We start from the raw sequence: 21,558 nt of genomic DNA, 5'->3' as shown, positions 1-21,558 counted from the left end.
CTAGGTTGGCAGTCGAAGGGCGCGAGTGCTAACTCGCCCCGTCCCAGCGACGCGCCGGCCCCGGTCGTCTTCCGTCGCTGCCTTCGCGTCCATCCATCGCGTCAATTCATGGCTGCCGTTTCTCTCAGCGTCTCCACGGTCAAACCCCTCGGAGATCGCGTCTTCATCAAGGTGTCCGAATCGGAGGAGAAAACCGCCGGTGGCATCCTTCTGCCCGACACCGCCAAGGAAAAGCCCCAGGTGGGCGAAGTGGTCCAGATCGGTCCCGGCAAGCGCAACGACGACGGCTCCCGCCAGGCCCCTGAAGTGGGCGTCGGCGACAAGGTGCTCTACAGCAAGTACGCCGGCACCGACATCAAGCTCGGCACCGACGAGTACGTGCTCCTGTCCGAGAAGGACATTCTGGCCGTCGTCAACTGATCTGACGGCGTTCCCGTCGGCATCACCTTCAACCAAGCAATCTTTTTTCTTCCATGGCCAAACGCATTATCTATAACGAGCAAGCCCGCCGGGCGCTCGAACGGGGCATCGACATCCTCGCCGAAGCCGTTGCCGTCACCCTCGGCCCCAAGGGCCGCAACGTGGTGCTGGAGAAGAAATTCGGCGCTCCCCAGATCATCAACGACGGCGTGACGATCGCCAAGGAGATCGAGCTGGAGGATCACATCGAGAACACCGGTGTGGCCCTGATCCGTCAGGCCGCCAGCAAAACCAACGACGCCGCCGGTGACGGCACCACCACCGCCACCGTCCTGGCCCACGCCATGGTCAAGGCGGGCCTGCGCAACGTGGCCGCCGGCGCCAACGCCATCACCCTCAAGAAGGGCATCGACAAGGCCACCGAGTTCCTCGTCGGCAAGATCGAGGAGCACGCCAAGCCGATCTCCGACTCCAACGCCATCGCCCAGGTGGGCACCATCTCCGCCGGCAACGACGAAGAGGTGGGCCGCATGATCGCGGACGCCATGGACAAGGTGGGCAAGGAGGGGGTCATCTCCCTCGAGGAAGGCAAGTCGATGACCACCGAACTGGAGGTCACCGAAGGCATGCGCTTCGACAAGGGCTACATCTCGCCCTACTTCGCCACCGACACCGAGCGGATGGAAGCAGTGCTCGACGAGCCCTACATCCTGCTCACCGACAAGAAGATCGGCCTGGTGCAGGACCTGGTGCCCGTGCTCGAGCAGATCGCCCGCACCGGCAAGCCCTTGCTGATCATCGCCGAGGACATCGAGAAGGAAGCCCTCGCCACCCTGGTGGTGAACCGTCTGCGTGGCGTGCTGAACGTCGCCGCCGTCAAGGCTCCCGGCTTCGGTGACCGCCGCAAGGCCATGCTCGAGGACATCGCCGTCCTCACCAACGGTCAGCTGATCACCGAGGACGCCGGCCTCAAGCTGGAGAACACCAAGCTGGAGATGCTGGGCACCGCCCGCCGCATCACCATCAACAAGGACACCACCACCATCGTCGCCGAAGGCAACGAGGCGGCGGTCAAGGCCCGCTGCGAGCAGATCCGCAAGCAGATGGACGAAACCGACTCCTCCTATGACAAGGAGAAGCTGCAGGAGCGTCTGGCCAAGCTGAGCGGCGGTGTGGCCGTGGTCAAGGTGGGCGCCGCCACCGAAACCGAGATGAAGGACAAGAAGCTGCGCCTGGAAGATGCCATCAACGCCACCAAGGCGGCCGTTGAAGAAGGCATCGTCCCCGGCGGTGGCACCACCCTGGCCCACCTGGCCCCGGCCCTCGAGGAGTGGGCGGCCGCCAATCTCTCCGGCGAGGAGCTGATCGGCGCCACCATCGTGGCCTCGTCCCTCACCGCCCCGCTCAAGCGGATCGCTGAGAACGCCGGCGTCAACGGCGCCGTCGTCGCCGAGCACGTGCGCAACAAGCCCTTCAACGAGGGCTACAACGCCGCCACCGGCGAGTACGTCGACATGCTGGCCGCCGGCATCGTCGATCCCGCCAAGGTGACCCGCTCCGGCCTGCAGAACGCCGCCTCGATCGCCGGCATGGTGCTCACCACCGAGTGCATCGTGGCCGACATGCCCGAGAAGAAGGAAGCTGCTCCCGCCGGTGGCGGTGGCGGCATGGGCGGCGACTTCGACTACTGATCGCCTCTGCGATCAGCGTCGGATCTCCGATCCTTCGCCTTCAGCACCAAGCGCCCCTGCGGGGGCGCTTTTTTTTGGCGTCGTGTTTTGGCGTCGTGTCCGTCCCAACGATGATGAGCGCGACCGGAGTGCTGGGAATCCGCCGTAGAACGGCTGCAATCACGGCGCAGATTTGAATCAGGCAGGACGGCCAGAAATCGCCGCTTCCGCTCCAGCGACCGGCCGGTGAGCGGACGCAAGAAATGTGTGGCGGCAGCGTGATTCTTCTCCGGCTGCCTACGTTCGATAGGAAGGATCGGACCGGCACCCGCGGCCGTGCCATTGCCATCGTGCTGCAGATGTGATGAACGCCCTCCTGCTCTATCCCCACTTCCCGAAAACCTTCTGGTCGTTCGACCGGTTCCTGGAGATGGCCGGGGTGAAGGCCTTCATCCCGCCGTTGGGCATCCTTACGGTGGCCTCCCTGCTGCCGCCGGATTGGAACCTCCGCTTCCACGACAGGAACGTGGCCGAGGAGCCGGAGGCCGACTGGCACTGGTGCGACCTCGTGATCGTCTCGGCGATGATGGTGCAGCGCGAGGACTTTCACCATCTGATCCGCAAGGCGGTGGGGATGGGGAAGAAGGTGGCGGTCGGTGGCCCCTATCCCACCTCCCTGCCGGAGCATGCGCTCCAATCAGGTGCCGACTATCTGATCCTGGATGAGGGCGAGATCACCGTTCCCGCCTTCCTGGCGGCCCTGGAACTAGGGGAGCCGGATGGTGTATTCCGGGCCGCAGAGAAGCCCGATGTGAGCCTCAGCCCCGTACCCCGCTACGACCTTCTGCAGCGTGAGGCCTACCTGATGATGGCGGTGCAGTTCTCACGCGGTTGCCCCTTCAACTGCGAGTTCTGCGACATCATCAACCTCTACGGGCGCAAGCCCCGGACCAAGGAGAACCACCAGCTCCTGGCGGAACTGCAGACCCTCTGCGACCTGGGCTGGCGGGGCTCCATCTTCATGGTGGACGACAACTTCATCGGCAATCAGCACAACGTCAAACGTCTGCTCCGCGACCTCATTCCCTGGATGCGGGAGCATCGCTACCCCTTCAACTTCTTTACCGAAGCCTCAGTGAATCTGGCCGAGCAGCCCGAGCTTCTCGAGCTCATGGCCCAGGCCGGCTTTTTCGGGGTCTTCCTGGGCATCGAGACACCCGATCAGGACAGTCTCGCAGTCACCCGCAAGCAGCAGAACACCCGCCATCCACTCGTGGAGGCCTGCCGGACGATCAACGCGGCGGGACTGGTCATCTACGCCGGTTTCATCCTCGGCTTCGATGGGGAACGATCGGGGGCAGGCGAGCGCATCGAGGCGTTCGTCGCCGAAACGGCCATCCCCCAGCCGATGCTGGGCATTCTTCAGGCGCTTCCGAACACGGCCCTGTGGACACGGCTGGAGCAGGAGGGGAGGTTGCTGACGAATGCCGATGGCTGGTGTGGCGACCAGAACACCCTGATGAACTTCGTGCCCACCCGGCCGTCGGAGGATATCGGCCGCGAGTATGTGCAGGCCCTCTGGCGGATGTACGAGCCCGCCACCTATCTGGAGCGCTGCCTGCGGCACTGCCTCGCCATCACCCCCAATCCCCACTGCTCCCAGCAGATCAACTACCCCCTCGCCAAAGCCATCCGGCTGATGGTGCGGCTGGTCTGGAGCCAGGGGGTGCGTCGGGCAGACATCCGCAACCAGTTCTGGCGCCAGCTGCTGGACATGGGGCGGCAAAAACCCAGGCTGCTGGCGCTTTACCTCAGCCTGTGCGCCGCCGGAGAGCACTTCTGGGAGTACCGCCTCCTGGCCCGCGAGCGCCTCGGAGCCCAGCTGGGTCACGATCCCCTGCTGCCGCCGCCGACCGTAGCCGCAGTCAGCCCCAGGGAGGCCGCCCTGGTGGGGGCGGAGTGACCGACCCGTTTCGCCTGAGCCTCAGCCCCCCGGCACGAAGGCCAGGGCCACGCCGTTGTTGCAGTAGCGCTTGCCGGTGGGTTTGGGGCCGTCGTCGAAGACATGGCCCTGGTGGCCGCCGCAGCGGCGGCAGTGGTATTCGGTGCGCGGCAGGATCAGCTTGAAGTCGGTTTTGGTCGCCACCGCGTTGGGCAGGGGTTGCCAGAAGCTGGGCCAGCCCGTGCCCGAGTCGAACTTGGCCTTGGAACTGAAGAGGGGCAGGCGGCAGCCGGCACACACGTACGTACCGCTGCGCTTCTCCTTGTTGAGCGGGCTGCTGAAGGGACGCTCGGTGCCCTCATCGCGCAGCACGGCATAGGCCGCCGGAGTGAGGCGCTTCTTCCACTCGGCCGGGCTCAGCTGCCAGGCCGGGTCACCAGCCTTCGCCGCCGCCAGGGCCCGGCCGGACGGCAGGAAGGGCAGCAGCCCCGCCAGGGGCGCCCCCAGCCGGGCCAGCAGGCTGGAGAGGAAGTTGCGGCGGTCCATCGGGTTCAGCCCAGCCAGCCGGCGCTCAGCACCACGGCCAGCCCCAGGAACAGGGAGAGCAGGGTCCAGGTGATGCGGTTGAGGGTGTTCTCGGCGCTGCGGGCGCTGCTGAACATCGAGCCGCCGCTGGAGGCCAGGCCCCCCATGCCATCCCCCTTGGGGCTGTGGAGCAGCACGCTCACGATCAGCAGCGCACCGCTGAGCATCCAGAGCGAAGACACAATGTTCTTTACCATCAGGCCTGGTTCTTGAACATTGGGCCAGCCTAGCCGCCGCAGGCCCGGAGCCTCAGGCGCCGAGGGTCTGGGGGATGCGGGCGGCGGGCACCGAGGCGGGCACCACCAGGGAGGTGCCGGTCATGCGGGCGGGCTTGGGCAGACCCAGGATCTCCAGCAGGGTCGGGGCGATGTCGGCCAGGCCGCCGTGTTCCCGCAGGGTGACGTCGTTGCCATGGCCCGGCAGCTTGCGTTTCTCGCCCTCCACCAGGATCACCGGCACCGGGTTGGTGGTGTGGGCGGTCCAGGGGAGGCCATCGGGGCCCTGCATCACCTCGGCATTGCCGTGGTCGGCGGTGATCAGCAGGCTGCCGCCCATGCGGGTGGTGGCCTCCACCAGCCGGCCCACGCAGCGGTCGACCATGGCGATGGCTTCGGTGGCGGCCTCCATCTGGCCGGTGTGGCCCACCATGTCGGGGTTGGCGTAGTTGATCACCACCAGGGAGTAGATCCCCTTGCCGATGGCGGCGATGCAGCTGTCGGTGAGCTTCTCCGCCGACATCGCCGGCGCCTGGTCGTAGGTGGCGACACGGGGGGAGGGCACCAGGTGGCGGTCTTCGCCGGGGAAAGCCTGCTCGATGCCGCCGTTCATGAAGTACGTGACGTGCGGGTACTTCTCGGTCTCGGCGGTGCGGAACTGGCGCAGGCCGTGCTCGGAGACCACCTGGCCCAGAAGGCCATCGAGGGATTCGGGCGGGAAGGCCACCCGCACGGGCAGGCCCTGCTCGTACTGGGTGAAGGTGACCACATGGAGGGGGCCCAGCCACTCCCGCGGGAAGCCATCGAACTCCGGCAGGACCAGGGCGCGGATGATCTGGCGCACCCGGTCGGGGCGGAAATTGAAGCAGACCAGCCCATCGCCGCTCTCCAGCAGCCCCTCGCTGAGGCGCACCGGCTCGAGGAATTCATCGGTGATGCCGGCGCCATAGGAGCCCTGCAGCACCTCCTCCGGCGTGAAGGGGCAGATCTCGGACGGCTCGGTCAGCAGGCGGTAGGCCTTCTGGGTGCGCTCCCAGCGCTGGTCGCGGTCCATGGCCCAGTAGCGACCGCAGAGGGTGGCGATGCGGCCGACGCCGGCCTCGTCGACCATCTCCTGGATGCGGGCCAGGTAACCCGGGCCCCCATGGGGAGCCGAGTCGCGGCCATCGGTGACGACGTGGATCAGGACGTCGGTGAGGCCGCGGCCGGCCGCCCAGCGCAGCAGGCCGCCGAGGTGCTCGACATGGCTATGGACGCCGCCGTCGGAGCAGAGTCCGATCAGGTGCAGGGGGCGGCCGCTGGCCAGCAGGGTGTCACCCAGATCGTTGAGGGCCTGGTTGCCGGCGATCGAGCCGCTGCGCACCGCCTGGCCGATCCGCACCAGCTCCTGGCGGATGATCCGGCCGGAGCCGATGGTGAGGTGCCCCACCTCGGAATTGCCCATCTGGTGATCGGGCAGGCCCACGGCGGCGCCGCTGGCTTCGATCAGGGTGTGGGGATAGGCGTGCCACAGGGCGTCCATCACCGGTGTGTCGGCCTTCCGCACGGCGTTGTGGTCGGTCTCCGGGCTGTATCCCCAGCCATCGAGGATCGCCAGAACCATGGGGGCGACGGGAGCAGCCGTCTCGCAGGAGACGCGTTCGCCGGTGCCGCTGGCGGACTGCTTCTGGGAGGGAGCTGCTTTCACCAGCGAGAAAATCTGCACGTTTCAACGCCACGCCAACCTACAGCCCTCCCCAGACATCACCTTCTTCCGGCACGGATGCGTCAGGCTTTGGTTACACGCCATACGCTTTGTGGCCAGAACTCAGGCCGGAACGGGACCCTCGGACAGGCTGGAACTGCTCTCCGCCCAGGATCTGGGACGCACCCTCGATCGGCTCGCCTCCCAGGTGCTGGAGGCCGTGGCCGACAGCCGGGACCTGGTGCTGCTGGGCATCCCCACCCGCGGTGTGGCCCTGGCACGGGTGCTGGCCGGTCGGCTGGAGGCGATCTGCGGCCATCCGATCGCCCACGGCAGCCTCGACCCCACCTTCCACCGCGACGACCTGGAGCGGGTGGGCACCCGTCTGGTGGAGGCCACCCAGCTGCCGGTGCCGGTGGACGGGCGCCAGGTGGTGCTCGTCGATGACGTCATCTTCACCGGCCGCACGGTGCGCGCCGCCCTCGAGGCCCTGCAGGGCTGGGGACGGCCGCGGCGGGTGGGGCTGCTGGTGATGGTGGACCGGGGTCACCGGGAACTGCCGATCCAGCCGGACTTCTGCGGCCGGGTGGTGCCCACCGCGCGCCACGAGACGATCCAGCTCTGTCTCCAGGCCATCGATGGCGAGGAGGGGGTCTACCTACTGCGCGACTGACTTCTGAGCGACTGAAGCGGCCCCAGACGGGGACTGTCAGACGGTGGCGAGCTCTTCCTCGCGGAAGTGGGCCCGGAACTTGCCGAAGGCGACCACAACGGGCAGGGTCGGGCTGATCGGGCGTCCCTTCCAGTCGTTCAGCACGTTGAACACCTCGCCCTGCTGCCCTTCCATGTCAAAGGCCTCACCCCGATGTTGGGGGTGGTTGTAGACGACCACACTGCGGCACACCCTGACCTGATCACCTGGCTGCATGTCCACCGGGACGCTCTGAGCGGCCATCCTGTCATGGGGCTCAGCGCTGGCAGGCGCTCTCCGGCCCGGCCTCCACCACCCGTCCGCCCAGCTCCTTGCAGGCCTCCTGGAAGGCCTGCCACTCGTCCATGCCGGCGCTGATGCGGCGCTGCACCAGGGCATCCAGCTTCTCCCCGGACACCGTGTGGGGCAGGGAACCGTGGCTGTCGTGCTCCCGGTCCTTGCCCTGGAGCTGGTCGAGGCCCTTCTTCACCTCCTGCCGCAGGGGCTCGCTCTGCTGGCGCCACCAGGGGTGGTCGATGCGGTTGAGGCTGTCGAGGGCCTCCCACCAGCGCTTCTGCTTCACCAGGAGCGTCGCCCGCTCCAGCTGGGAGCGGTTGCGGTTCCAGATCGCCTGCAGGTCGTCGCCCATGGCGCTGCCGTCGTCGTTGCGCTCCTCCCCCAGGGGGGCGAGCGCCGCCAGGGCACCCTGCAGATCGCCGTCCTGGAAGCGGGTTTTGGCCAGGTGGCGCAGCTGGCGCTGCCAGCGCGCCAGCCGTTCGCGGTCGGAGGGGGTGCCGGCCCTGGAGTTGATCACCTGGCGCTGCAGCCGCAGGGCCTCGCTCCAGTCCTCCTGGCCCCAGAGCTGGTCGGCCTTGGCCCGCAGGCACCGGCCCCGGTCGAAGGGGGTGCGGCCGGGCAGCCAGCTGAGGGCCGCCAGCTGCTCGCTGTAGCGGAGGCAGTCGTCGAGGCGGCCGGTGGCGGAGGCCTGCTCCAGGCGCACGGGCAGCTGGCGCTCCCACCAGTAACCCAGGCCGACGGCGGCGGCGACCGAACCCAGGGTGATGGCCAGCCAGAAGCGCGGGAGTCTGTGCCGGCGGAGGGCCAAGGGGGGAGAGAGAGCACGGTTCTCCACCGTTGTATGAAACGGCGGCCACCGGCGCCTGGTCGCGGGGGCAGCCTGGTCGGCGTCCACCGCCGACGGCGGCGATCGGCCAGGCCCGGTGGCGCCCAGCGCAGCGGTTCCCCTGGCGCTCAGCGCACCGGGCCCAGGGGCAGCGGCTCCCTGCGGCCGCCCTCGGCGAGGGCCTCCAGGTCGTCCCATGCCACCAGGAGCCGGGCCTGGGCGTCGATGGAAAAACGCAGCCGCAGCCGGTCGACGCCGCGCTGACCGGGGGAGGCCAGGGGGATGGTCAGCGGCGACGGGGACCAGGGCCGCACCGGGGCCGCCCCCGCCGGCCGCTCGCGCAGCACCGGCAGCCCCGCCTCGAAGACCACCTCGGCCCGCTCCTCCGGCAGGGGCTCCCCCAGCACCAGTTCCAGCTCCTCCTGGCCGTCCCGGCTGCAGGCCAGCACCAGCTCCAGGGGCTGCTCCGTCGGCCAGCTCTGGCCGGCCACGAACAGGGGATGCCAGCGGTGGGCGGCGCTGCGCCGGTCCCAGCAGCGCAGGGAGACGCCACGGGCCAGCACGTCCCGGACCTGGACGCCGGGGGTCAGGGCCAGGGCCCCCAGGGCCACGGCCTCCACTGGCCGCTCGCCGCGCAGGGGCACGCCGGGGCAGCGGCTCTCCAGCCAGCGCCGGATCAGGGGGATCCGGCTGCTGCCACCCACCGGCAGCACGGCGTCGATGTCGCCCGGCCCCAGCCCCTCCCGGCGGGCGGCCGCCAGGACCGCCTCCAGCAGACCGTCGAGCAGCTGGGGCAGGCCGCGCTCCTCCAGGAGCCGCTCGAGGGCCGGCCGGCTCAGGGTCAGCTCCCGGAAGGACCCGGCCGTCGCCTGGATCTGCCGGGCTTCGGGGGCCTCGCTGAGCTGGCACTTGATCCGTTCGGCGAGCTGCAGCAGGGCGCCGTCAGCGGGCCCGTCCGGGCAGAGGTGGGCCGCGATCCAGCGATCGATGTCCCGCCCGCCCAGGGCAACCCCCGCCTTGCCGATCACCCGGGCGCAGCGCAGGCTCTGGCCGCTGCGGGTCAGGTCCCGGCCGGCGAAGCGCAGCAGCTGGGCGATCGGCGCCGCCCGCCCCTCGCCGCCCTCCAGGGCCACCAGGGAGAGATCGATCGTGCCGCCGCCCATGTCCACCACCAGCACCCGGCTGCCGGGGGGCAGGCCGGCGCCGATGGCGGCGGCGGTGGGCTCGTCCACAAGGGCCAGCTCGGGCACCGCCAGGTCGCGGCTGGCCCGCTCCAGCCAGGCCCGGTAGCCCCGGTAGGTCTCGATCGGGGCGGTGAGCACCAGCCGCTCCGGCACCAGCTCCGCCGGCAGGGCCCGCCACAGCCCCTCCAGCAGCAGGGCACCGGCCCGCTCGGCACTGAGCCAGCCCGGCGAGGGGCCCGTCGCCGGGGCTCCGATGTGGCGCTTGAAGTCCCGGCAGAGGCCGGGGTGGTCGCCATCGGCCAGGGCCGCCTCGAGCACCTGCCGGCCGATCAGGGGCCGTTCGGCGTCGGGGGCCTCCAGCCACAGCAGGCTGGGCACCACGCAGGGGTCGCCGCAGCTGTAGGGCGGCAGGGGCAGCAGACCGGGGGGTCCCTGGCGGTCCTGCCAGGCAACCACGGTGGTGCTGCTGCCCAGGTCGATGGCGAGGGTTCCGGGCATGGGTCGACGGATGGCTCCCCTTCTAGGCCGGTGGCGGCTGGAAAGGGCGGGCCGATGGGCTGATCTAGGGTGTTGAGACTGATGATCAGGCCCGCATGCCGAGCAGCGAACTCAACGCCAAGGAACTGGCCCAGCGCGGGGAGAGCCTGATCCGTCACTCCAGCAACCGCTACCTGACCACCGTTCGCATCGCTTTCCGGGCCAAGCAGCGCCGCTTCGATGATTTCGACGGCCTGCTCGACGACTCGATGATCAAGCCGGTCCAGCGGGCCATCATCGAGCTCAGCGACGAGCAGGACCAGCCCGACCTGCTGCCCGGCTGAGGGTCCCCGCCACCACCCCGCCGTGGAGATCTGCGAGGGCCCGGGCTGGCGGCTGGTGGTGGATCCCGCCCGGGCCCCTTTCATCGCCCTCATCGGCGGGGACGGCTGGGCCAGTGAACTGACCGCGGCAGAGCTGGGCGCCCTGCAGCTTGCCGCCGGTCGCCTCACCGCCCAGCACCGGGCCATGGCCGACGTCCTGATGGCGGAGGAAGCCGTGGCCATGGAGGTGGAGCTGCCGATCGGAGAGCCCGAAGGGGGCGACGCCGGATCCCTGTGGCTGGGCCTGGAGGGTGACCGGCAGCACTGGACGCTGCAGCTGGTGCTCACCCCCGCCCCGGGACTGCGGGGCATCGAGGGGGGCTGGAGCGCCGCCGCCAGTGAGGCGTTCAGCGCCGCGCTGGAGCGCCTGAGACCCGCTGAGCAAGGCGGCGGGGATCAGGATTGGTGATCGTTGGCGGATTCCGCAACCGGCCCCCCGGTTTTGCACCGTTTCTCCCCAGGCCGGTGGCGATCGCCGCTGGCCACCGGCCCCGGATGGGGAGAAGCGGCCCGTGTCGCCGCTGCCGCTTGACAGGGAAAGGCGAGCGTTCCTGAGAAGCGGGAGTGGCCCCAGGGATGCTCCGAAACCCCTGCGGTGGCTGGTGTCTCAGGCTGGGACGGGGGACGGATGGCCGCCGGCGGCGGCGTTTGACGCGGCCCCCTGGGTGTGGAGAACTGGCTCACGCCCAGCCAGGAATTCGCAATGTCCCGCCCGAGAACACTGCCGCTGGACGGGGCCGAGTCTCTGGTGAGCCTGCGGGCGGATGTGCCCGCGCCCCTGCTGGCGGCCATGCGCGAGTTCATCGAGGAGCACCCCAACTGGGACCAGTACCGGCTGTTCCAGGCCGCCCTGGCGGGCTTTCTGGTGCAGAACGGGATCCGCAACCGCGGGGTGACCCGCTGCTACCTGGCCAACCTGTTTCCCGGCCACCAGGCGTTCTCGGCGCCGGCGGCCTGACCTCAGGCGTCCGGCTCCACCCCCAGCAGGCGAAACAGCCGGGCGGCGCTGGCGGCGCTCACCGGCAGGATCGAGAGGCGATTGCCCCGGCGCACCACCGCCAGGTCTTCGACGCTGAACTGTTCCCGCAGGGCCTCCAGGCTCAGCATCGCCGGAAAGGTGGCGCGATAGGCGAGGCGCACGCAGTCCCAGCGCGGGGCCTCCGGCTTGGAGGCCGGATCGAAGTACTTCGAGGCGGCGTCGAACTGGCTGGGATCCACCAGTCCCGTCTCGGTCACTTCCATCAGGCCGACGATGCCCGGGGGGCTGGCATTGGAGTGGTAGAAGAACGCCCGGTCGCCGATCTCCATGGCACGCATGAAGTTGCGGGCCTGGTAGTTGCGGATGCCGTCCCAGAGGGTGGTGCCCTCCGCCTGCAGGTGGTGGATGCCGTAGACATCCGGCTCGCTCTTCATCAACCACCAGGCCATGGTGCGTCCGCCTCAGCTGTCGGTGTCGAGGGCCAGCACCAGGCCGCGGAAGTGGTCGCCGCGGGCCTCGAAACTGGTGTACTGGTCGAAGCTGGCACAGGCCGGGGAGAGCAGCACCCCCCGGCAGCCGAGAGAGGGGGCCAGCGTCGCGGCCAGGGCCACCGCTCCCTCCAGGCCCTCCTCCTGCTTGACCACGCCGCCGTAGCCGCTGGCCTCCAGCAGGCCGGCGAACTCCTGCCGCGCCGCGCCGTAAAGCACCACCGCCGCGGCCCGCTGCCGGAGCTGCTCCAGCCAGGCCGAGGCCTCCCCCTGCTTCGACTGGCCGCCGGCCAGCACCACCAGGGGACCCTCCAGGGCCCGCAGGGCCACCTCGGCGGCGTCGTAGTTGGTGGCTTTGCTGTCGTTGAACCAGGTCACGCCGTTGAGGCTGCGGAGGCGCTCAAGCCGGTGGGGGACACCGGGGAAGGAACGGCAGGCCGCCTCCATCACCGCCGGCTCCAGCCCGGCATGGAGCCCCACCGCCACGGCCAGCAGCAGGTTCTGACGGTTGTGGGCCCCGGGCATGGCCAGGGCGGAGGCCGGGAACAGGGGGCCCTGGCGGCCCCGCACCTGGTCGTCGCCGTCGATCCAGAGCACCGGATCGAGGCCCGGCGGCAGGGCCTCCCTGGGGCCGGCGGTGATCCAGTCGGCCTGGTCCCAGCTGTCGGCGTGCTGGCGCAGGTCGGGGTCGTCGGCGTTGAGGATGCGGACGCGGGAGTTCTCCAGCAGGCTCCGTTTGATGGCCCGGTAGGCGTCCAGGGTGCCGTGGCGCTCCAGGTGGTCGGGGGTGAGGGTGGTCCAGACGCCGATCGCCGGTGCGACGGCGGGGGCGGCCTCGATCTGGTAACTGCTCAGTTCCACCACCAGCCAGTCCGGGCGGGGCCCCTGCTCGAGACGCCGCTGCAACACCACCTCAGCGGCGGAGATGCCGACATTGCCGCAGAGGGGCGCATCCCGGCCGGCCTGCTGCAGCAGGTGGTGCACCAGGCAGGTGACGGTGGTCTTGCCGTTGGTGCCGGTGATGGCGATCCAGGGCACGTCGCGGCTGGCCTGCCAAGCGGGCACAATCTCCCCCTGAACCTGCACTCCCCGGGAGCGCAGCGCCTCCAGCACCGGGTGGTTCCAGGGGATGCCCGGGCTGACCACCACCACCGACGGCGGCAGTGGCAGCTCCCGGAACGCCTCGAGGCTCAGGGGCACCCCCAGCCGCACCGCGATGGCCTCGCACTCCAGCTGGGCCGCCAGGGCCCGGTGCTCCGGCGTGTCACCGCTCTCGATGACCACCACCGTCTCGCCGCGGGCCTGCAGCAGGCGGGCCGCCCCCAGACCGGACCGGCCCAGACCCACCACCACCGTGCAGGAGAGAGGTGCAACGGCCTCGGCGGGACTCACGCTGGCAGACTCATACTCAGGATCGGCCGAGGGTAGCAGCGAAGGGATCGCTGAACCGAACCGGGCTCGAATCGGAAGAATTCAAATCAATCAATGGGCGATACTGGAATCGAACCAGTGACTCCTACCGTGTCAAGGTAGTGCTCTACCTCTGAGCTAATCGCCCGAGCTCGGAAATACCGAAGCGGCTCCATTTCAGACAACAATCATGGGTAGCCCGATGAGGGCCGAGCTGGATTGTCGTTGAAATGGCTGGCCCTCGAGATGGATGGTTCTCGGGGAAAAGAAAGCATCACCGACAGTTGACCTTTCACAGTCGATCCGTCGGGTCCGTCTCCAACCACGACTTTTCCTACTCGCCGGCCTTCCCTCCTGTCAACTTGCGCCGCCGGGCCCTCAATGGCGCTCCAGCCGGATCCGGAAACGCTCCCGCTTGGTGGCTTCGATGGCCAGCACCTCCAGCTCCCCCCGCCCCTCCAGCTGGACCCGCGCCCCCACGGCCAGGGGCTGGCTGGGACTGCTGACCACCTTCCAGTCGAGGCGGACGGCCCCCTGGCGGATCAGGGTGGCCATGCGATTCCGGGACAGCCCGAAGCCGGCCGACGCCAGGGCATCCAGCCGCAGGGAAGCCTCCACCGTGGTGAGCTGGCGGGGCAGCCGGCGGGCCGGCAGCTGCAGCGCCTCGATGGGCCGGGCCTCGAACCGCACCGGCACCGTGCGCACCAGGCCCTCGGTCCCGTCCAGCCGCCGGGCCAGGGCCTCGCTGACGATCGCCTGGCCGCCCCGATCGCCCCGCAGCCACAGGTCACCCAGCTCTGCGGCCCCGGCACCGGAGGCGGCCAGTCCCGCGGACATGTCGGCCGCCGAGGCGGGATCGAACAGGAAGTTGCCGCTGATCTCCAGCCCCAGCAGGGCGGGGGCCGTCGGCTCCTGTCCCGACCGTGCCAGCAGCAGGCAGCGGCGCTCGGCACCGGGATGGCCGCCGTCACTGGCGAGGCTCAGCTCGCTGAGGGCACCGAGCCGGTCCTCGGCCTCCTCCCGCACCGCCGCCTCGAGAAAGCCGCTGACCTGGGGCTCCCAGGTGCGCAGGGCCGTCTCCGCCAGGCTGAACAGGGCCCCGAGCTCCTCCGGGTGGCGACTCCCCTCCAGCAGGTCCCGTCGTGGAAGCATGGGCCCCGCGCCTCAGGTGTCGTCCAGTCGCACCACCGCCGTCGGTCGCGCCAGCTGGATGGTGGTCCAGGGGATCTCCCGGCCGACGGGGGCCTCCAGCAGCAATAGCCAGCAGCCCTCGTCGAGCCGGTTGCGCAGGATGCGGATGCGGTCGTCCTCCTCCGAGCTGACGCTGGCGGCGGCGGCAAAACTGCCCATCCAGCCGGAGCCCATGCCCAGCAGGCCGCCGATCAGGGGCTCCCCGTAGGCCCCGGCGAAGCTGAACGTGTGCAGATCGGTGATCTGGGTGAAGGTGAGCCCGGCCAGGAACCCGAAGGGCAGCAGCCAGCGCACCATCGATTGCTGGCGCCGCCGTCGGGCCGTGGCCGGATCCAGCCGCTCCACGTCCGACATGGTCGCCTCACCGCTGCCGATCGCCAGCACCCGGGTCGGGGCCGGCTGAAGTGCCTGCAAGCGATCCCGCAGGGCATACAGGCGTTCCCGGTCGTCCAGCACGACCACCACACTCAGGGACATGGGCTCGTCTCCGCACCGCTCTCTACACTGCACCTCCGGCCTGCCCCCCTGGGGGCGCACCCCCCGCCCTCCCCACCGCTGCCGGACATGACGAAGGTTCTGGTCTCCGATCCCATCGACCAGGCGGGGATCGACATCCTCTCCCAGGTCGCCCAGGTGGACGTGCGCACGGGCCTGAGCCCGGAGCAGCTGGTGGCGTGCATCGGTGAGTACGAGGGTCTGATGATCCGCTCCGGCACCCAGGTGACCGCCGAGGTGATCGAGGCCGCGAGCCACCTGCGCATCATCGGCCGGGCCGGCGTGGGCGTCGACAACGTCGATGTGCCCGCCGCCACCCGCCGCGGCGTGATCGTCGTCAATTCGCCGGAGGGCAACACGATCGCCGCCGCCGAGCACGCCCTGGCGCTGATGCTCTCCCTGTCGCGGCACGTGCCCCACGCCCACGCCAGCACCATGGCCGGCGGCTGGGACCGCAAGACCTACGTCGGCAACGAGCTCTACAAGAAGACCCTCGGCGTGGTGGGCCTCGGCAAGATCGGCTCCCACGTGGCCCGTGTCGCCCGGGCCCTGGGCATGGACGTGGCCGCCTACGACCCGTTCATCTCCGCCGAGCGCGCCCAGCTGCTGCAGGTGCGGCTGCTGCCCCTGCCCCAGCTGTTCGCCGAAGCCGACTACGTCAGCCTGCACCTGCCCCGCACGCCGGACACCGAGAACCTCGTCAACGCGGCGCTGCTGGCCACGATGAAACCCACCGCCCGGCTGGTGAACTGCGCCCGCGGCGGCATCATCGACGAGCAGGCCCTGGCCGATGCGGTCGAGAACCGCGTCATCGCCGGTGCGGCCCTCGACGTCTACGCCAAGGAACCGCTGGCGGCCGATTCCCCCCTGCGCCTGGTGAAGGAGCGGCTGATCCTCACCCCGCACCTGGGCGCGTCCACGGAGGAAGCCCAGGAGAACGTGGCCATCGACGTGGCCGAGCAGATCCGGGACGTGCTCCTGGGCCTGCCGGCCCGCAGCGCCGTCAACATCCCCGGCCTGACCCCCGAGGTGATGGAGCTGCTCAAGCCCCATCTGCAGCTGGCGGAAACCCTGGGCCTGCTGCTCAGCCAGCTGGCCGGCGGCCAGATCAGCGAGCTGGAGGTGCGGCTGCAGGGCGAATTCGCCTCCCACCCGGCCCAGCCCCTGGTGGTGGCCGCCCTCAAGGGCATCCTCTCGGCCGCCCTCGGCGACAGCATCAACTACGTCAACGCCACCCTGGAGGCCAAGGAGCGCGGCATCCACGTGCTTGAGGTGAAGGACGACGCCAGCCGCGACTTCGCCGGCGGTTCGCTGCAGCTCAGCTCCCGCAGCCCCCGGGGCAACCACAGCGTCACCGGCGCGGTGTTCACCGACGGGGAACTGCGCATCACCACCATCGACGAATTCCCGGTGAACGTGACCCCCAGCCGTCACATGCTCTTCACCCGCCACCGGGACATGCCCGGCATCATCGGCCAGCTGGGCTCCCTGCTGGGCGAGCACAACGTCAACATCGCCTCGATGCAGGTGGGCCGCCGCATCGTGCGCGGCGACGCGGTGATGGTGCTGAGCCTCGACGACCCGATCCCCCCCAGCCTGCTGGCGGTGATCCACAGCATCAACGGCATCCAGGCCGCCCACCCGGTCACCCTCTGATGGGCCTGGTCTGGTGGCGGCTGGAGATGGCCGCCCCGGCCGAACTGGAGGAGTCCCTGCTCTGGAAGCTGCCGCTCCTGGGGGTGGCACGGGTGGCGCTCCAGCACCCCCCCGAGGCGCCGGAGCAGCGCCAGCTGCTGGCCTGGCTGCCGGAGAGCGACTGGCCCGCCGACCAGCGCCAGGAGCTGGAGCGGGCCCTGGCCCCGCTGGGGGAGCCCTTTGACCTGGCGCTGCCACAGATCCACTGGCAGCGGCAGGCCGATGAGGACTGGAGCCTGAGCTGGAAGAGCCACTGGCGGCCCGATCCGGTGGGGGAGCGGCTGCTGGTGCTGCCGGCCTGGCTGGAGGTGCCGCCTGAGCAGGCCGGGCGGCTGGTGATCCGCATCGATCCGGGCAGCGCCTTCGGCACCGGCAGCCCCCCCCCCCCCCGCCTCTGCCTGGAGGCCCTGGAGGCCCTCGCCGGGGAGCGGGAACGGGCGGGCCTGGGTGAGGGCCTGGAGGGGCTGCGGGTGGCCGATCTGGGCTGCGGCAGCGGCATCCTGGGCCTGGCCGCCCTGCGGCTGGGGGCAGCCAGCGTGGCCGCCGCCGACACCGACCCCCTGGCGGAGCGGGCCACCCGGGAGAACGCCGCCCTGAATGGCCTGGGGCCCTCACCCATGGCGCCGGACGCCCCCTCAGCGCTGGCGGTCACCACGGGCTCGGCCGAGGCCCTGGTGGCGCTGCTGGAGGGACGTCCGGGGGATCTGCTGCTGTGCAACATCCTGGCGCCGGTGATCGAGGCCCTGATTCCCTGGTTCGGGCAGCTGCTGAGCCCCGGCGGCGTGGGCCTGCTCAGCGGCCTGCTGGTGGATCAGGCCCCAGGCCTGGAGAGGGATCTGGCGGCAGCGGGCTGGCGGGTGGAAGGGCGGGTCGAGCAGGACCGCTGGGGCCTGCTGCGGATCCGTTCGGCATCGGATGTTGCATAAGGCACGCTGATCTGTGTCCTGGCTTTGATTGGGCTTCCCGGCCTGCGAGCCCAAGATCGCCGGGAATGCCCCCTGTCGGATGTAGGAAGGGCGGGTCCTACAGGCCCTGGCTGCCGGGTGTCTGTGAGCTCCAATCTCTTCCATGGCTTCCTACAAGGTCACCCTCGTCAATGAGAGCGAGGGGCTGAACAAGACCATCGAGGTTCCCGACGACCAGTACATCCTCGACGCCGCCGAAGAGCAGGGCATTGACCTGCCCTACTCCTGCCGCGCCGGCGCCTGCTCCACCTGCGCCGGCAAGCTCACCGCCGGCACCGTCGACCAGTCGGACCAGAGCTTCCTCGACGACGACCAGATCGAGGCCGGCTTCGTCCTCACCTGCGTCGCCTACCCCACCTCCGACTGCACCATCAAGACCCACACCGAAGAAGAGCTCTACTGAGCTCCTCGCCGGGCGGTCCGGTTGGATCGCCCACTTGAACCCCGCGTTCTTCTCCGCCACCCTCAGGGGTGGCTTTTTCATGGCACTTCAGGTGGACACCGTGCTGGCCTCCGGCAGCGAGCATCCCAGCCCCGGCGGCCAGTACAGCTACCGGGTCCTGGGCCCCTGCTGCCGGCTGTTCGATCGGGAGGAGCTCCCCTGGCCCTGCTGCCGGCTGGCCTGGCGCAGCAAGGAACCCAGCTGGCGCCGCGTCGGCCGCCGCTTCGTGCCCGACCTGGCCGCCCGCCGCTGCCCCTCCTACGCCGTGGAGCTGCTGCAGCCGGGGGCCAGGCCCACCCGCACCGTGATCACCCTGTTCCCCCAGCGCCTGGCCCCAGGCCTGCAGGAGTGGTGGTACAGCAAGCTGCCGGGGTCGCTGGAGGCCGGCAACCTGGCCCCGCCACCACCGCTGCCGCTGCCGGCCCCGGCCCCCTGAGGCGCCGGCGTCCAGGCACAAAAAAACCGGCCGACGCAGGGCCGGCCGGCGGAGGTGGGCCGTGGGATCAGAAGTAGATCTTGCCGCCGCCCCACTGGATGCCCTGGACCTTGGGGGCCACCAGGATGTAGCCGGCGATCAGGCGCAGGTCCTCGTCGTCCAGATCGCGCATCTTCACGAACACGTCGCTGCTGCGCAGGCTGGGGTGCACGTCCGCGATGCTGTACTCACCGTCGTAGGAGGTGGGGTCCTTCATGTAGTCGACCAGGGCGTCCACCGAATCCCGGGCCGGGGTGGCCAGGGCCAGGGTCTCGGGGTCCAGGCCCACGTTCTGGTTGGTCTTGGTGATGCCACCGGCATGGCAGGTGCCGCAGCTTTCGTTGAAGAGCTTGCGGCCGGTCTTGACCTCCTTCTCGCTGAAGGTCACCAGGGTGCCGTCGGGGGAGACCGGCACGGTGAGATCCTCGGCGCTCCACTGGGCCGCGGCCGCGGGGCCCGCGAAACAGACCAGCAGGGCCAGGGGAAGGATCAGCAGCGTCCGGACCACGGCACGGAGGGCGCTGCGAAGGGGAGCGGTGCGACGGACGACTGACAGCGGGGCGGCTGAGCGAAGGAGGGGGGCCATGGGAGAAGCCGGCGGAATGGCGGTCGGACCGCAACTGAGACCTTGTATCACGGGCGACGGGTCCCCCGGAACGGAATCACGCGAACTGTTGCAGGCTCAGCCCCCGGTCCCCACCGTGAGGCTGAGGAAGTCCTTCGCCACCACCGTCTCGGGGAAGATGGCCCGGGCTTCGGCCACCAGGTCGTCGGGGGTCATGGGATTCCCCGCCACGTAGCGGGGGCTCAGGTGGGTGAGCACCAGCTGCTTCACCCCCGCCTCCAGGGCGGTCTGGGCGGCCATCGTGCTGGTGGAGTGCTGGCGGGCGATGGCCAGCTCCGCCTCGCCATGGGAGAAGGTGGATTCGTGGATCAGCAGGTCGGCGCCGCGGGCCAGGGCCACCGCCGCCTCGCTGAACACGGTGTCGGTGCAGTAGACGACGCTGCATCCCGGCCGGGGCGGCCCGCACAGGGCCTCGCCCCGGATCACCCGGCCGTCGTCGAGGGTGACGCTGCGACCGGCCTTGAGCTCGGCGTAGACCGGCCCGGGGGGAATGCCCAGGGCCCTGGCCCGCTCCACGTCGAAGCGGCCGGCCCGCGGCTTCTGATCCACCCGGTAGGCGTAGGCCGGCACCCGGTGGGTGAGGGCCGTGCAGCGCACCGTGATGTCGTCGTCGTCGAGCACCAGGGTGCCGCGGGCGGCGGCCTCCTTCACCCGGTGGGTGCGCAGGGGATAGCCGATGCGGGTCGAGGAGGTGCGCATCACGCCCTCCAGGTAGTCCCGCAGGGGATCCGGTCCGTAGAGGTCGATACCGGCGCAGCTGCCCGCCAGCCCCAGGCTGGCCAGCAGCCCCGGCAGACCGAAGACGTGGTCACCGTGCATGTGGGTGACGAAGATCCGGCGCAGCTGGGACACCCGCAGGTCGCTGCGCAGGAACTGGTGCTGGGTTCCTTCGCCGCAGTCGAACAGCCACAGCTCGGCCCGCTGCGGCAACCGCAGGGCCACGGCGGAGACATTGCGGGCGCGGGTGGGAACGCCGGAGCTGGTTCCCAGGAAGGTGACCTGCACACCCTGGCTGCCTCAGAGCGCATGCTGCCACGGCGCCGGCCGGTGTGCTGGCTGGCGCCGTGGCGCCCGCAGGATGACCCGTCCAGAATGAGCCGTTGTCGCTCGCGCACCCTCGTGACCCTCCTCCGTTTCGGATGGCGCGCCGGCCTCTCGCTGGCCCTGCTTCCCGCCGCCGTCGCAGCAGCGGTCCCCACGGAGGCGAGGGCGCCGGCCCCCGTGGTGCGGGTGCTGCTGCGGGAGGCCCCCACCCTGGAGCTGGAAGCCGGCAGCACCGTGCTGCGCCTCGGCGACGCCACGGGGCGCACCCTGGCGGAGCTGGCGCCGGGGGCGCGGCTGCAGCTGGTGGGCAGCGGCCCGGCCCTGGAGGCCAGGCTGGAGGGACCGACCGGGCCGCCCCGCCGGGTGGCGCTGCCGTCGGGCCAGGCCTGGATTGATCCCGCCCCGGGACGGGGTGCGGGCAGCGAGGCCGTGTTGACCCTGCAGCAGCGCCGCTACCGCGGCCGGCTGCTGGTGCGCAGCGAGGGCGATCGGCTGCAGGCGATCAACCTGATCGATGTCGAGAGCTACCTGCCCAGCGTGGTGGGCAGCGAGATGCCGGCCAGCTGGCCGCTGGCGGCCCTGCGGGCCCAGGCGGTGGCGGCCCGCACCTACGCCCTGCGCCAGCGCCGGCCGGCGGAGCCCTTCGACCTCAAGGCCACCGTCTCCAGCCAGGTCTACAAGGGGGTGGAGGCCGAAACCGACTCCACCCGCGAAGCGGTGCGCAGCACCCGCTCCCAGGTGCTGATGCATGGCTCGGCCCTGATCAACGCGGTCTTCCACAGCAGCAGTGGCGGCCTCACGGAGAACAGCGGCGACATCTGGCGCCAGCAACTGCCTTACCTGGTGAGCGTGCCCGATTACGACCAGGCCAGCCCGGTGCATGTCTGGCAGCTGCGCGTCGAGCCCGACAAGCTGGCCCGGGCCTTCCGGGAGATCGACGGGGCCTTCCGCATCGAGGTGCTCTCCACCACCAGCTCCGGCCGCATCCGCCAAGCCCGGGTGACAGGTCCCGGTGGCTCGCTGCTGCTCTCCGGCGCCGAGCTGCGCCAGCGGCTGGGCCTGCGCAGCACCCTGGCCCGGTTCGACTTCGAGGCGCCCCGGGCCGCCCCCTTCCCGCCGCCGCTGCCGTCCCTGCAGGGGGTCTTCACCCCCGAGGGGATCCGCTCCCTGGCCTCCGGCCTGGTTCAGGCCCCCTGGCGGGCCCCCCGCCCGCCCGCCGCGCCGACCCTGCTGGTGAGCGGCCGGGGCTACGGCCACGGGGTGGGCATGAGCCAGTGGGGCGCCTACGCCCTAGCCCTGCGCGGCGAAGACTATCGGCAGATCCTCCAGCACTACTACCAGGGGGCCAGGATCCAGCCCTACTCCGCCCTTTGAG

24 protein-coding genes and 1 tRNA gene are annotated in these 21,558 nt (G+C 70.4%); 12 read left to right on the top strand and 13 right to left on the bottom strand.

Annotated elements, in window-relative coordinates; all coding sequences use genetic code 11:
• Positions 1 to 108 precede the first annotated feature (108 nt).
• The 3 genes from groES (at position 109) to CJZ86_RS09100 (ending at position 4,053) form a co-directional block, all read left to right on the top strand.
• Positions 109 to 420: a co-chaperone GroES gene (groES, locus tag CJZ86_RS09110; protein ID WP_015110667.1), complete on the top strand. Its 312-nt coding sequence runs from the start codon at positions 109 to 111 to the stop codon at positions 418 to 420.
• Between the two features lie 53 nt (positions 421 to 473).
• Entirely contained in the window at positions 474 to 2,111 is a 1,638-nt protein-coding gene (gene groL / locus CJZ86_RS09105; RefSeq protein WP_094585628.1) for a chaperonin GroEL, read from the top strand.
• Positions 2,112 to 2,454: 343 nt separating this feature from the next.
• Positions 2,455 to 4,053 carry a B12-binding domain-containing radical SAM protein gene (locus tag CJZ86_RS09100; RefSeq protein WP_094585627.1) on the top strand — a complete coding sequence of 533 codons (1,599 nt, stop codon included), beginning with the start codon at positions 2,455 to 2,457 and terminating at the stop codon, positions 4,051 to 4,053.
• 21 nt (positions 4,054 to 4,074) lie between these two features.
• On the opposite strand, the gene msrB is transcribed toward CJZ86_RS09100, so the two are convergent.
• Genes msrB through gpmI form a run of 3 tightly spaced genes read right to left on the bottom strand, consistent with a single transcriptional unit; the run spans position 4,075 to position 6,435 of the window.
• Positions 4,075 to 4,578 (bottom strand): peptide-methionine (R)-S-oxide reductase MsrB, encoded by a 504-nt coding sequence (gene msrB / locus CJZ86_RS09095; RefSeq protein WP_094585626.1) that lies wholly within the window; start codon positions 4,576 to 4,578, stop codon positions 4,075 to 4,077.
• Positions 4,579 to 4,583: 5 nt separating this feature from the next.
• Positions 4,584 to 4,814 (bottom strand): preprotein translocase subunit SecG, encoded by a 231-nt coding sequence (secG, locus tag CJZ86_RS09090; RefSeq protein WP_015110663.1) that lies wholly within the window; start codon positions 4,812 to 4,814, stop codon positions 4,584 to 4,586.
• Positions 4,815 to 4,866: 52 nt separating this feature from the next.
• Positions 4,867 to 6,435 (bottom strand): 2,3-bisphosphoglycerate-independent phosphoglycerate mutase, encoded by a 1,569-nt coding sequence (gene gpmI, locus CJZ86_RS09085; RefSeq protein WP_094585653.1) that lies wholly within the window; start codon positions 6,433 to 6,435, stop codon positions 4,867 to 4,869.
• Between the two features lie 193 nt (positions 6,436 to 6,628).
• Between gpmI and pyrR the strand changes: the two genes are divergently transcribed.
• The gene (pyrR, locus tag CJZ86_RS09080) at positions 6,629 to 7,189 is read left to right on the top strand and encodes a bifunctional pyr operon transcriptional regulator/uracil phosphoribosyltransferase PyrR (RefSeq protein WP_094585624.1); all 561 of its coding nucleotides are present in this window, start codon (positions 6,629 to 6,631) and stop codon (positions 7,187 to 7,189) included.
• A gap of 36 nt (positions 7,190 to 7,225) precedes the next feature.
• Here pyrR and CJZ86_RS09075 read toward each other — a convergent pair whose 3' ends face one another.
• From CJZ86_RS09075 to CJZ86_RS09065, 3 genes are all read right to left on the bottom strand, one after another.
• Positions 7,226 to 7,444 (bottom strand): ferredoxin-thioredoxin reductase variable chain, encoded by a 219-nt coding sequence (locus tag CJZ86_RS09075; RefSeq protein ID WP_094585623.1) that lies wholly within the window; start codon positions 7,442 to 7,444, stop codon positions 7,226 to 7,228.
• 40 nt (positions 7,445 to 7,484) lie between these two features.
• Positions 7,485 to 8,312, bottom strand: coding sequence for a hypothetical protein (locus tag CJZ86_RS09070; RefSeq protein ID WP_094585622.1), 828 nt, complete (start codon positions 8,310 to 8,312; stop codon positions 7,485 to 7,487).
• A gap of 146 nt (positions 8,313 to 8,458) precedes the next feature.
• Positions 8,459 to 10,012 carry an Hsp70 family protein gene (locus CJZ86_RS09065; protein WP_094585621.1) on the bottom strand — a complete coding sequence of 518 codons (1,554 nt, stop codon included), beginning with the start codon at positions 10,010 to 10,012 and terminating at the stop codon, positions 8,459 to 8,461.
• A gap of 95 nt (positions 10,013 to 10,107) precedes the next feature.
• Between CJZ86_RS09065 and CJZ86_RS09060 the strand changes: the two genes are divergently transcribed.
• The 3 genes from CJZ86_RS09060 (at position 10,108) to CJZ86_RS09050 (ending at position 11,332) form a co-directional block, all read left to right on the top strand.
• Positions 10,108 to 10,335 carry a DNA-directed RNA polymerase subunit omega gene (locus tag CJZ86_RS09060; protein WP_015110657.1) on the top strand — a complete coding sequence of 76 codons (228 nt, stop codon included), beginning with the start codon at positions 10,108 to 10,110 and terminating at the stop codon, positions 10,333 to 10,335.
• Positions 10,336 to 10,357: 22 nt separating this feature from the next.
• Positions 10,358 to 10,783 (top strand): DUF1818 family protein, encoded by a 426-nt coding sequence (locus tag CJZ86_RS09055; RefSeq protein WP_094585620.1) that lies wholly within the window; start codon positions 10,358 to 10,360, stop codon positions 10,781 to 10,783.
• 294 nt (positions 10,784 to 11,077) lie between these two features.
• Positions 11,078 to 11,332 (top strand): DUF2811 domain-containing protein, encoded by a 255-nt coding sequence (locus tag CJZ86_RS09050; protein WP_094585619.1) that lies wholly within the window; start codon positions 11,078 to 11,080, stop codon positions 11,330 to 11,332.
• Between the two features lie 2 nt (positions 11,333 to 11,334).
• Here CJZ86_RS09050 and CJZ86_RS09045 read toward each other — a convergent pair whose 3' ends face one another.
• From CJZ86_RS09045 to CJZ86_RS09025, 5 genes are all read right to left on the bottom strand, one after another.
• On the bottom strand, positions 11,335 to 11,802 hold the full coding sequence (locus CJZ86_RS09045; protein ID WP_094585618.1) for an EVE domain-containing protein: 468 nt from the start codon (positions 11,800 to 11,802) through the stop codon (positions 11,335 to 11,337).
• Positions 11,803 to 11,814: 12 nt separating this feature from the next.
• Positions 11,815 to 13,233: a UDP-N-acetylmuramoyl-L-alanine--D-glutamate ligase gene (murD, locus tag CJZ86_RS09040; RefSeq protein ID WP_094585617.1), complete on the bottom strand. Its 1,419-nt coding sequence runs from the start codon at positions 13,231 to 13,233 to the stop codon at positions 11,815 to 11,817.
• A 94-nt stretch (positions 13,234 to 13,327) separates the two neighbouring features.
• Positions 13,328 to 13,399 (bottom strand) — tRNA-Val (locus CJZ86_RS09035).
• 230 nt (positions 13,400 to 13,629) lie between these two features.
• A complete protein-coding gene (locus CJZ86_RS09030) occupies positions 13,630 to 14,403 on the bottom strand; it encodes a photosystem II electron transport protein, Sll1252 family (RefSeq protein WP_094585616.1) in 774 nt (257 codons plus the stop codon).
• A gap of 12 nt (positions 14,404 to 14,415) precedes the next feature.
• The gene (locus CJZ86_RS09025) at positions 14,416 to 14,919 is read right to left on the bottom strand and encodes a hypothetical protein (protein WP_094585615.1); all 504 of its coding nucleotides are present in this window, start codon (positions 14,917 to 14,919) and stop codon (positions 14,416 to 14,418) included.
• A gap of 87 nt (positions 14,920 to 15,006) precedes the next feature.
• Between CJZ86_RS09025 and serA the strand changes: the two genes are divergently transcribed.
• The 4 genes from serA (at position 15,007) to CJZ86_RS09005 (ending at position 18,475) form a co-directional block, all read left to right on the top strand.
• Positions 15,007 to 16,593: a phosphoglycerate dehydrogenase gene (gene serA, locus CJZ86_RS09020; protein ID WP_094585614.1), complete on the top strand. Its 1,587-nt coding sequence runs from the start codon at positions 15,007 to 15,009 to the stop codon at positions 16,591 to 16,593.
• The gene (locus CJZ86_RS09015; protein ID WP_094585613.1) at positions 16,593 to 17,558 is read left to right on the top strand and encodes a 50S ribosomal protein L11 methyltransferase; all 966 of its coding nucleotides are present in this window, start codon (positions 16,593 to 16,595) and stop codon (positions 17,556 to 17,558) included. The genes serA and CJZ86_RS09015 overlap by 1 nt, the downstream gene beginning before the upstream one ends.
• A gap of 142 nt (positions 17,559 to 17,700) precedes the next feature.
• A complete protein-coding gene (locus CJZ86_RS09010) occupies positions 17,701 to 18,000 on the top strand; it encodes a ferredoxin (protein ID WP_094585612.1) in 300 nt (99 codons plus the stop codon).
• A 79-nt stretch (positions 18,001 to 18,079) separates the two neighbouring features.
• The gene (locus CJZ86_RS09005) at positions 18,080 to 18,475 is read left to right on the top strand and encodes a DUF8632 family protein (RefSeq protein WP_094585652.1); all 396 of its coding nucleotides are present in this window, start codon (positions 18,080 to 18,082) and stop codon (positions 18,473 to 18,475) included.
• Between the two features lie 67 nt (positions 18,476 to 18,542).
• Here CJZ86_RS09005 and psbV read toward each other — a convergent pair whose 3' ends face one another.
• On the bottom strand, positions 18,543 to 19,100 hold the full coding sequence (gene psbV / locus CJZ86_RS09000) for a photosystem II cytochrome c-550 (protein ID WP_094585611.1): 558 nt from the start codon (positions 19,098 to 19,100) through the stop codon (positions 18,543 to 18,545).
• 96 nt (positions 19,101 to 19,196) lie between these two features.
• A complete protein-coding gene (rnz, locus tag CJZ86_RS08995) occupies positions 19,197 to 20,144 on the bottom strand; it encodes a ribonuclease Z (protein ID WP_094585610.1) in 948 nt (315 codons plus the stop codon).
• 87 nt (positions 20,145 to 20,231) lie between these two features.
• Between rnz and CJZ86_RS08990 the strand changes: the two genes are divergently transcribed.
• Positions 20,232 to 21,557 carry a SpoIID/LytB domain-containing protein gene (locus CJZ86_RS08990; protein WP_094585609.1) on the top strand — a complete coding sequence of 442 codons (1,326 nt, stop codon included), beginning with the start codon at positions 20,232 to 20,234 and terminating at the stop codon, positions 21,555 to 21,557.
• The last annotated feature ends 1 nt before the right edge of the window (position 21,558 follow it).

The sequence above is a fragment of the Synechococcus sp. BO 8801 genome (genome assembly GCF_002252675.1).
In the GTDB taxonomy this organism is placed as follows: Bacteria; Cyanobacteriota; Cyanobacteriia; order PCC-6307; family Cyanobiaceae; genus Cyanobium.
Note: the sequence above shows the minus strand (reverse complement) of the source record. Positions and strands in the feature narration are given on the sequence as shown.

What these genes read in the sequence shown, in the direction of transcription:
- groES (WP_015110667.1), top strand. Translation starts at nt 109, where the DNA reads ATGGCTGCCGTTTCTCTCAGCGTCTCCACGGTCAAACCCCTCGGAGAT.
- groL (WP_094585628.1), top strand. Translation starts at nt 474, where the DNA reads ATGGCCAAACGCATTATCTATAACGAGCAAGCCCGCCGGGCGCTCGAA.
- CJZ86_RS09100 (WP_094585627.1), top strand. Translation starts at nt 2,455, where the DNA reads ATGAACGCCCTCCTGCTCTATCCCCACTTCCCGAAAACCTTCTGGTCG.
- msrB (WP_094585626.1), bottom strand. Translation starts at nt 4,578, where the DNA reads ATGGACCGCCGCAACTTCCTCTCCAGCCTGCTGGCCCGGCTGGGGGCG.
- secG (WP_015110663.1), bottom strand. Translation starts at nt 4,814, where the DNA reads ATGGTAAAGAACATTGTGTCTTCGCTCTGGATGCTCAGCGGTGCGCTG.
- gpmI (WP_094585653.1), bottom strand. Translation starts at nt 6,435, where the DNA reads ATGGTTCTGGCGATCCTCGATGGCTGGGGATACAGCCCGGAGACCGAC.
- CJZ86_RS09075 (WP_094585623.1), bottom strand. Translation starts at nt 7,444, where the DNA reads ATGCAGCCAGGTGATCAGGTCAGGGTGTGCCGCAGTGTGGTCGTCTAC.
- CJZ86_RS09065 (WP_094585621.1), bottom strand. Translation starts at nt 10,012, where the DNA reads ATGCCCGGAACCCTCGCCATCGACCTGGGCAGCAGCACCACCGTGGTT.
- CJZ86_RS09060 (WP_015110657.1), top strand. Translation starts at nt 10,108, where the DNA reads ATGCCGAGCAGCGAACTCAACGCCAAGGAACTGGCCCAGCGCGGGGAG.
- CJZ86_RS09050 (WP_094585619.1), top strand. Translation starts at nt 11,078, where the DNA reads ATGTCCCGCCCGAGAACACTGCCGCTGGACGGGGCCGAGTCTCTGGTG.
- CJZ86_RS09045 (WP_094585618.1), bottom strand. Translation starts at nt 11,802, where the DNA reads ATGGCCTGGTGGTTGATGAAGAGCGAGCCGGATGTCTACGGCATCCAC.
- CJZ86_RS09030 (WP_094585616.1), bottom strand. Translation starts at nt 14,403, where the DNA reads ATGCTTCCACGACGGGACCTGCTGGAGGGGAGTCGCCACCCGGAGGAG.
- CJZ86_RS09025 (WP_094585615.1), bottom strand. Translation starts at nt 14,919, where the DNA reads ATGTCCCTGAGTGTGGTGGTCGTGCTGGACGACCGGGAACGCCTGTAT.
- serA (WP_094585614.1), top strand. Translation starts at nt 15,007, where the DNA reads ATGACGAAGGTTCTGGTCTCCGATCCCATCGACCAGGCGGGGATCGAC.
- CJZ86_RS09015 (WP_094585613.1), top strand. Translation starts at nt 16,593, where the DNA reads ATGGGCCTGGTCTGGTGGCGGCTGGAGATGGCCGCCCCGGCCGAACTG.
- CJZ86_RS09010 (WP_094585612.1), top strand. Translation starts at nt 17,701, where the DNA reads ATGGCTTCCTACAAGGTCACCCTCGTCAATGAGAGCGAGGGGCTGAAC.
- CJZ86_RS09005 (WP_094585652.1), top strand. Translation starts at nt 18,080, where the DNA reads ATGGCACTTCAGGTGGACACCGTGCTGGCCTCCGGCAGCGAGCATCCC.
- psbV (WP_094585611.1), bottom strand. Translation starts at nt 19,100, where the DNA reads ATGGCCCCCCTCCTTCGCTCAGCCGCCCCGCTGTCAGTCGTCCGTCGC.
- CJZ86_RS08990 (WP_094585609.1), top strand. Translation starts at nt 20,232, where the DNA reads ATGAGCCGTTGTCGCTCGCGCACCCTCGTGACCCTCCTCCGTTTCGGA.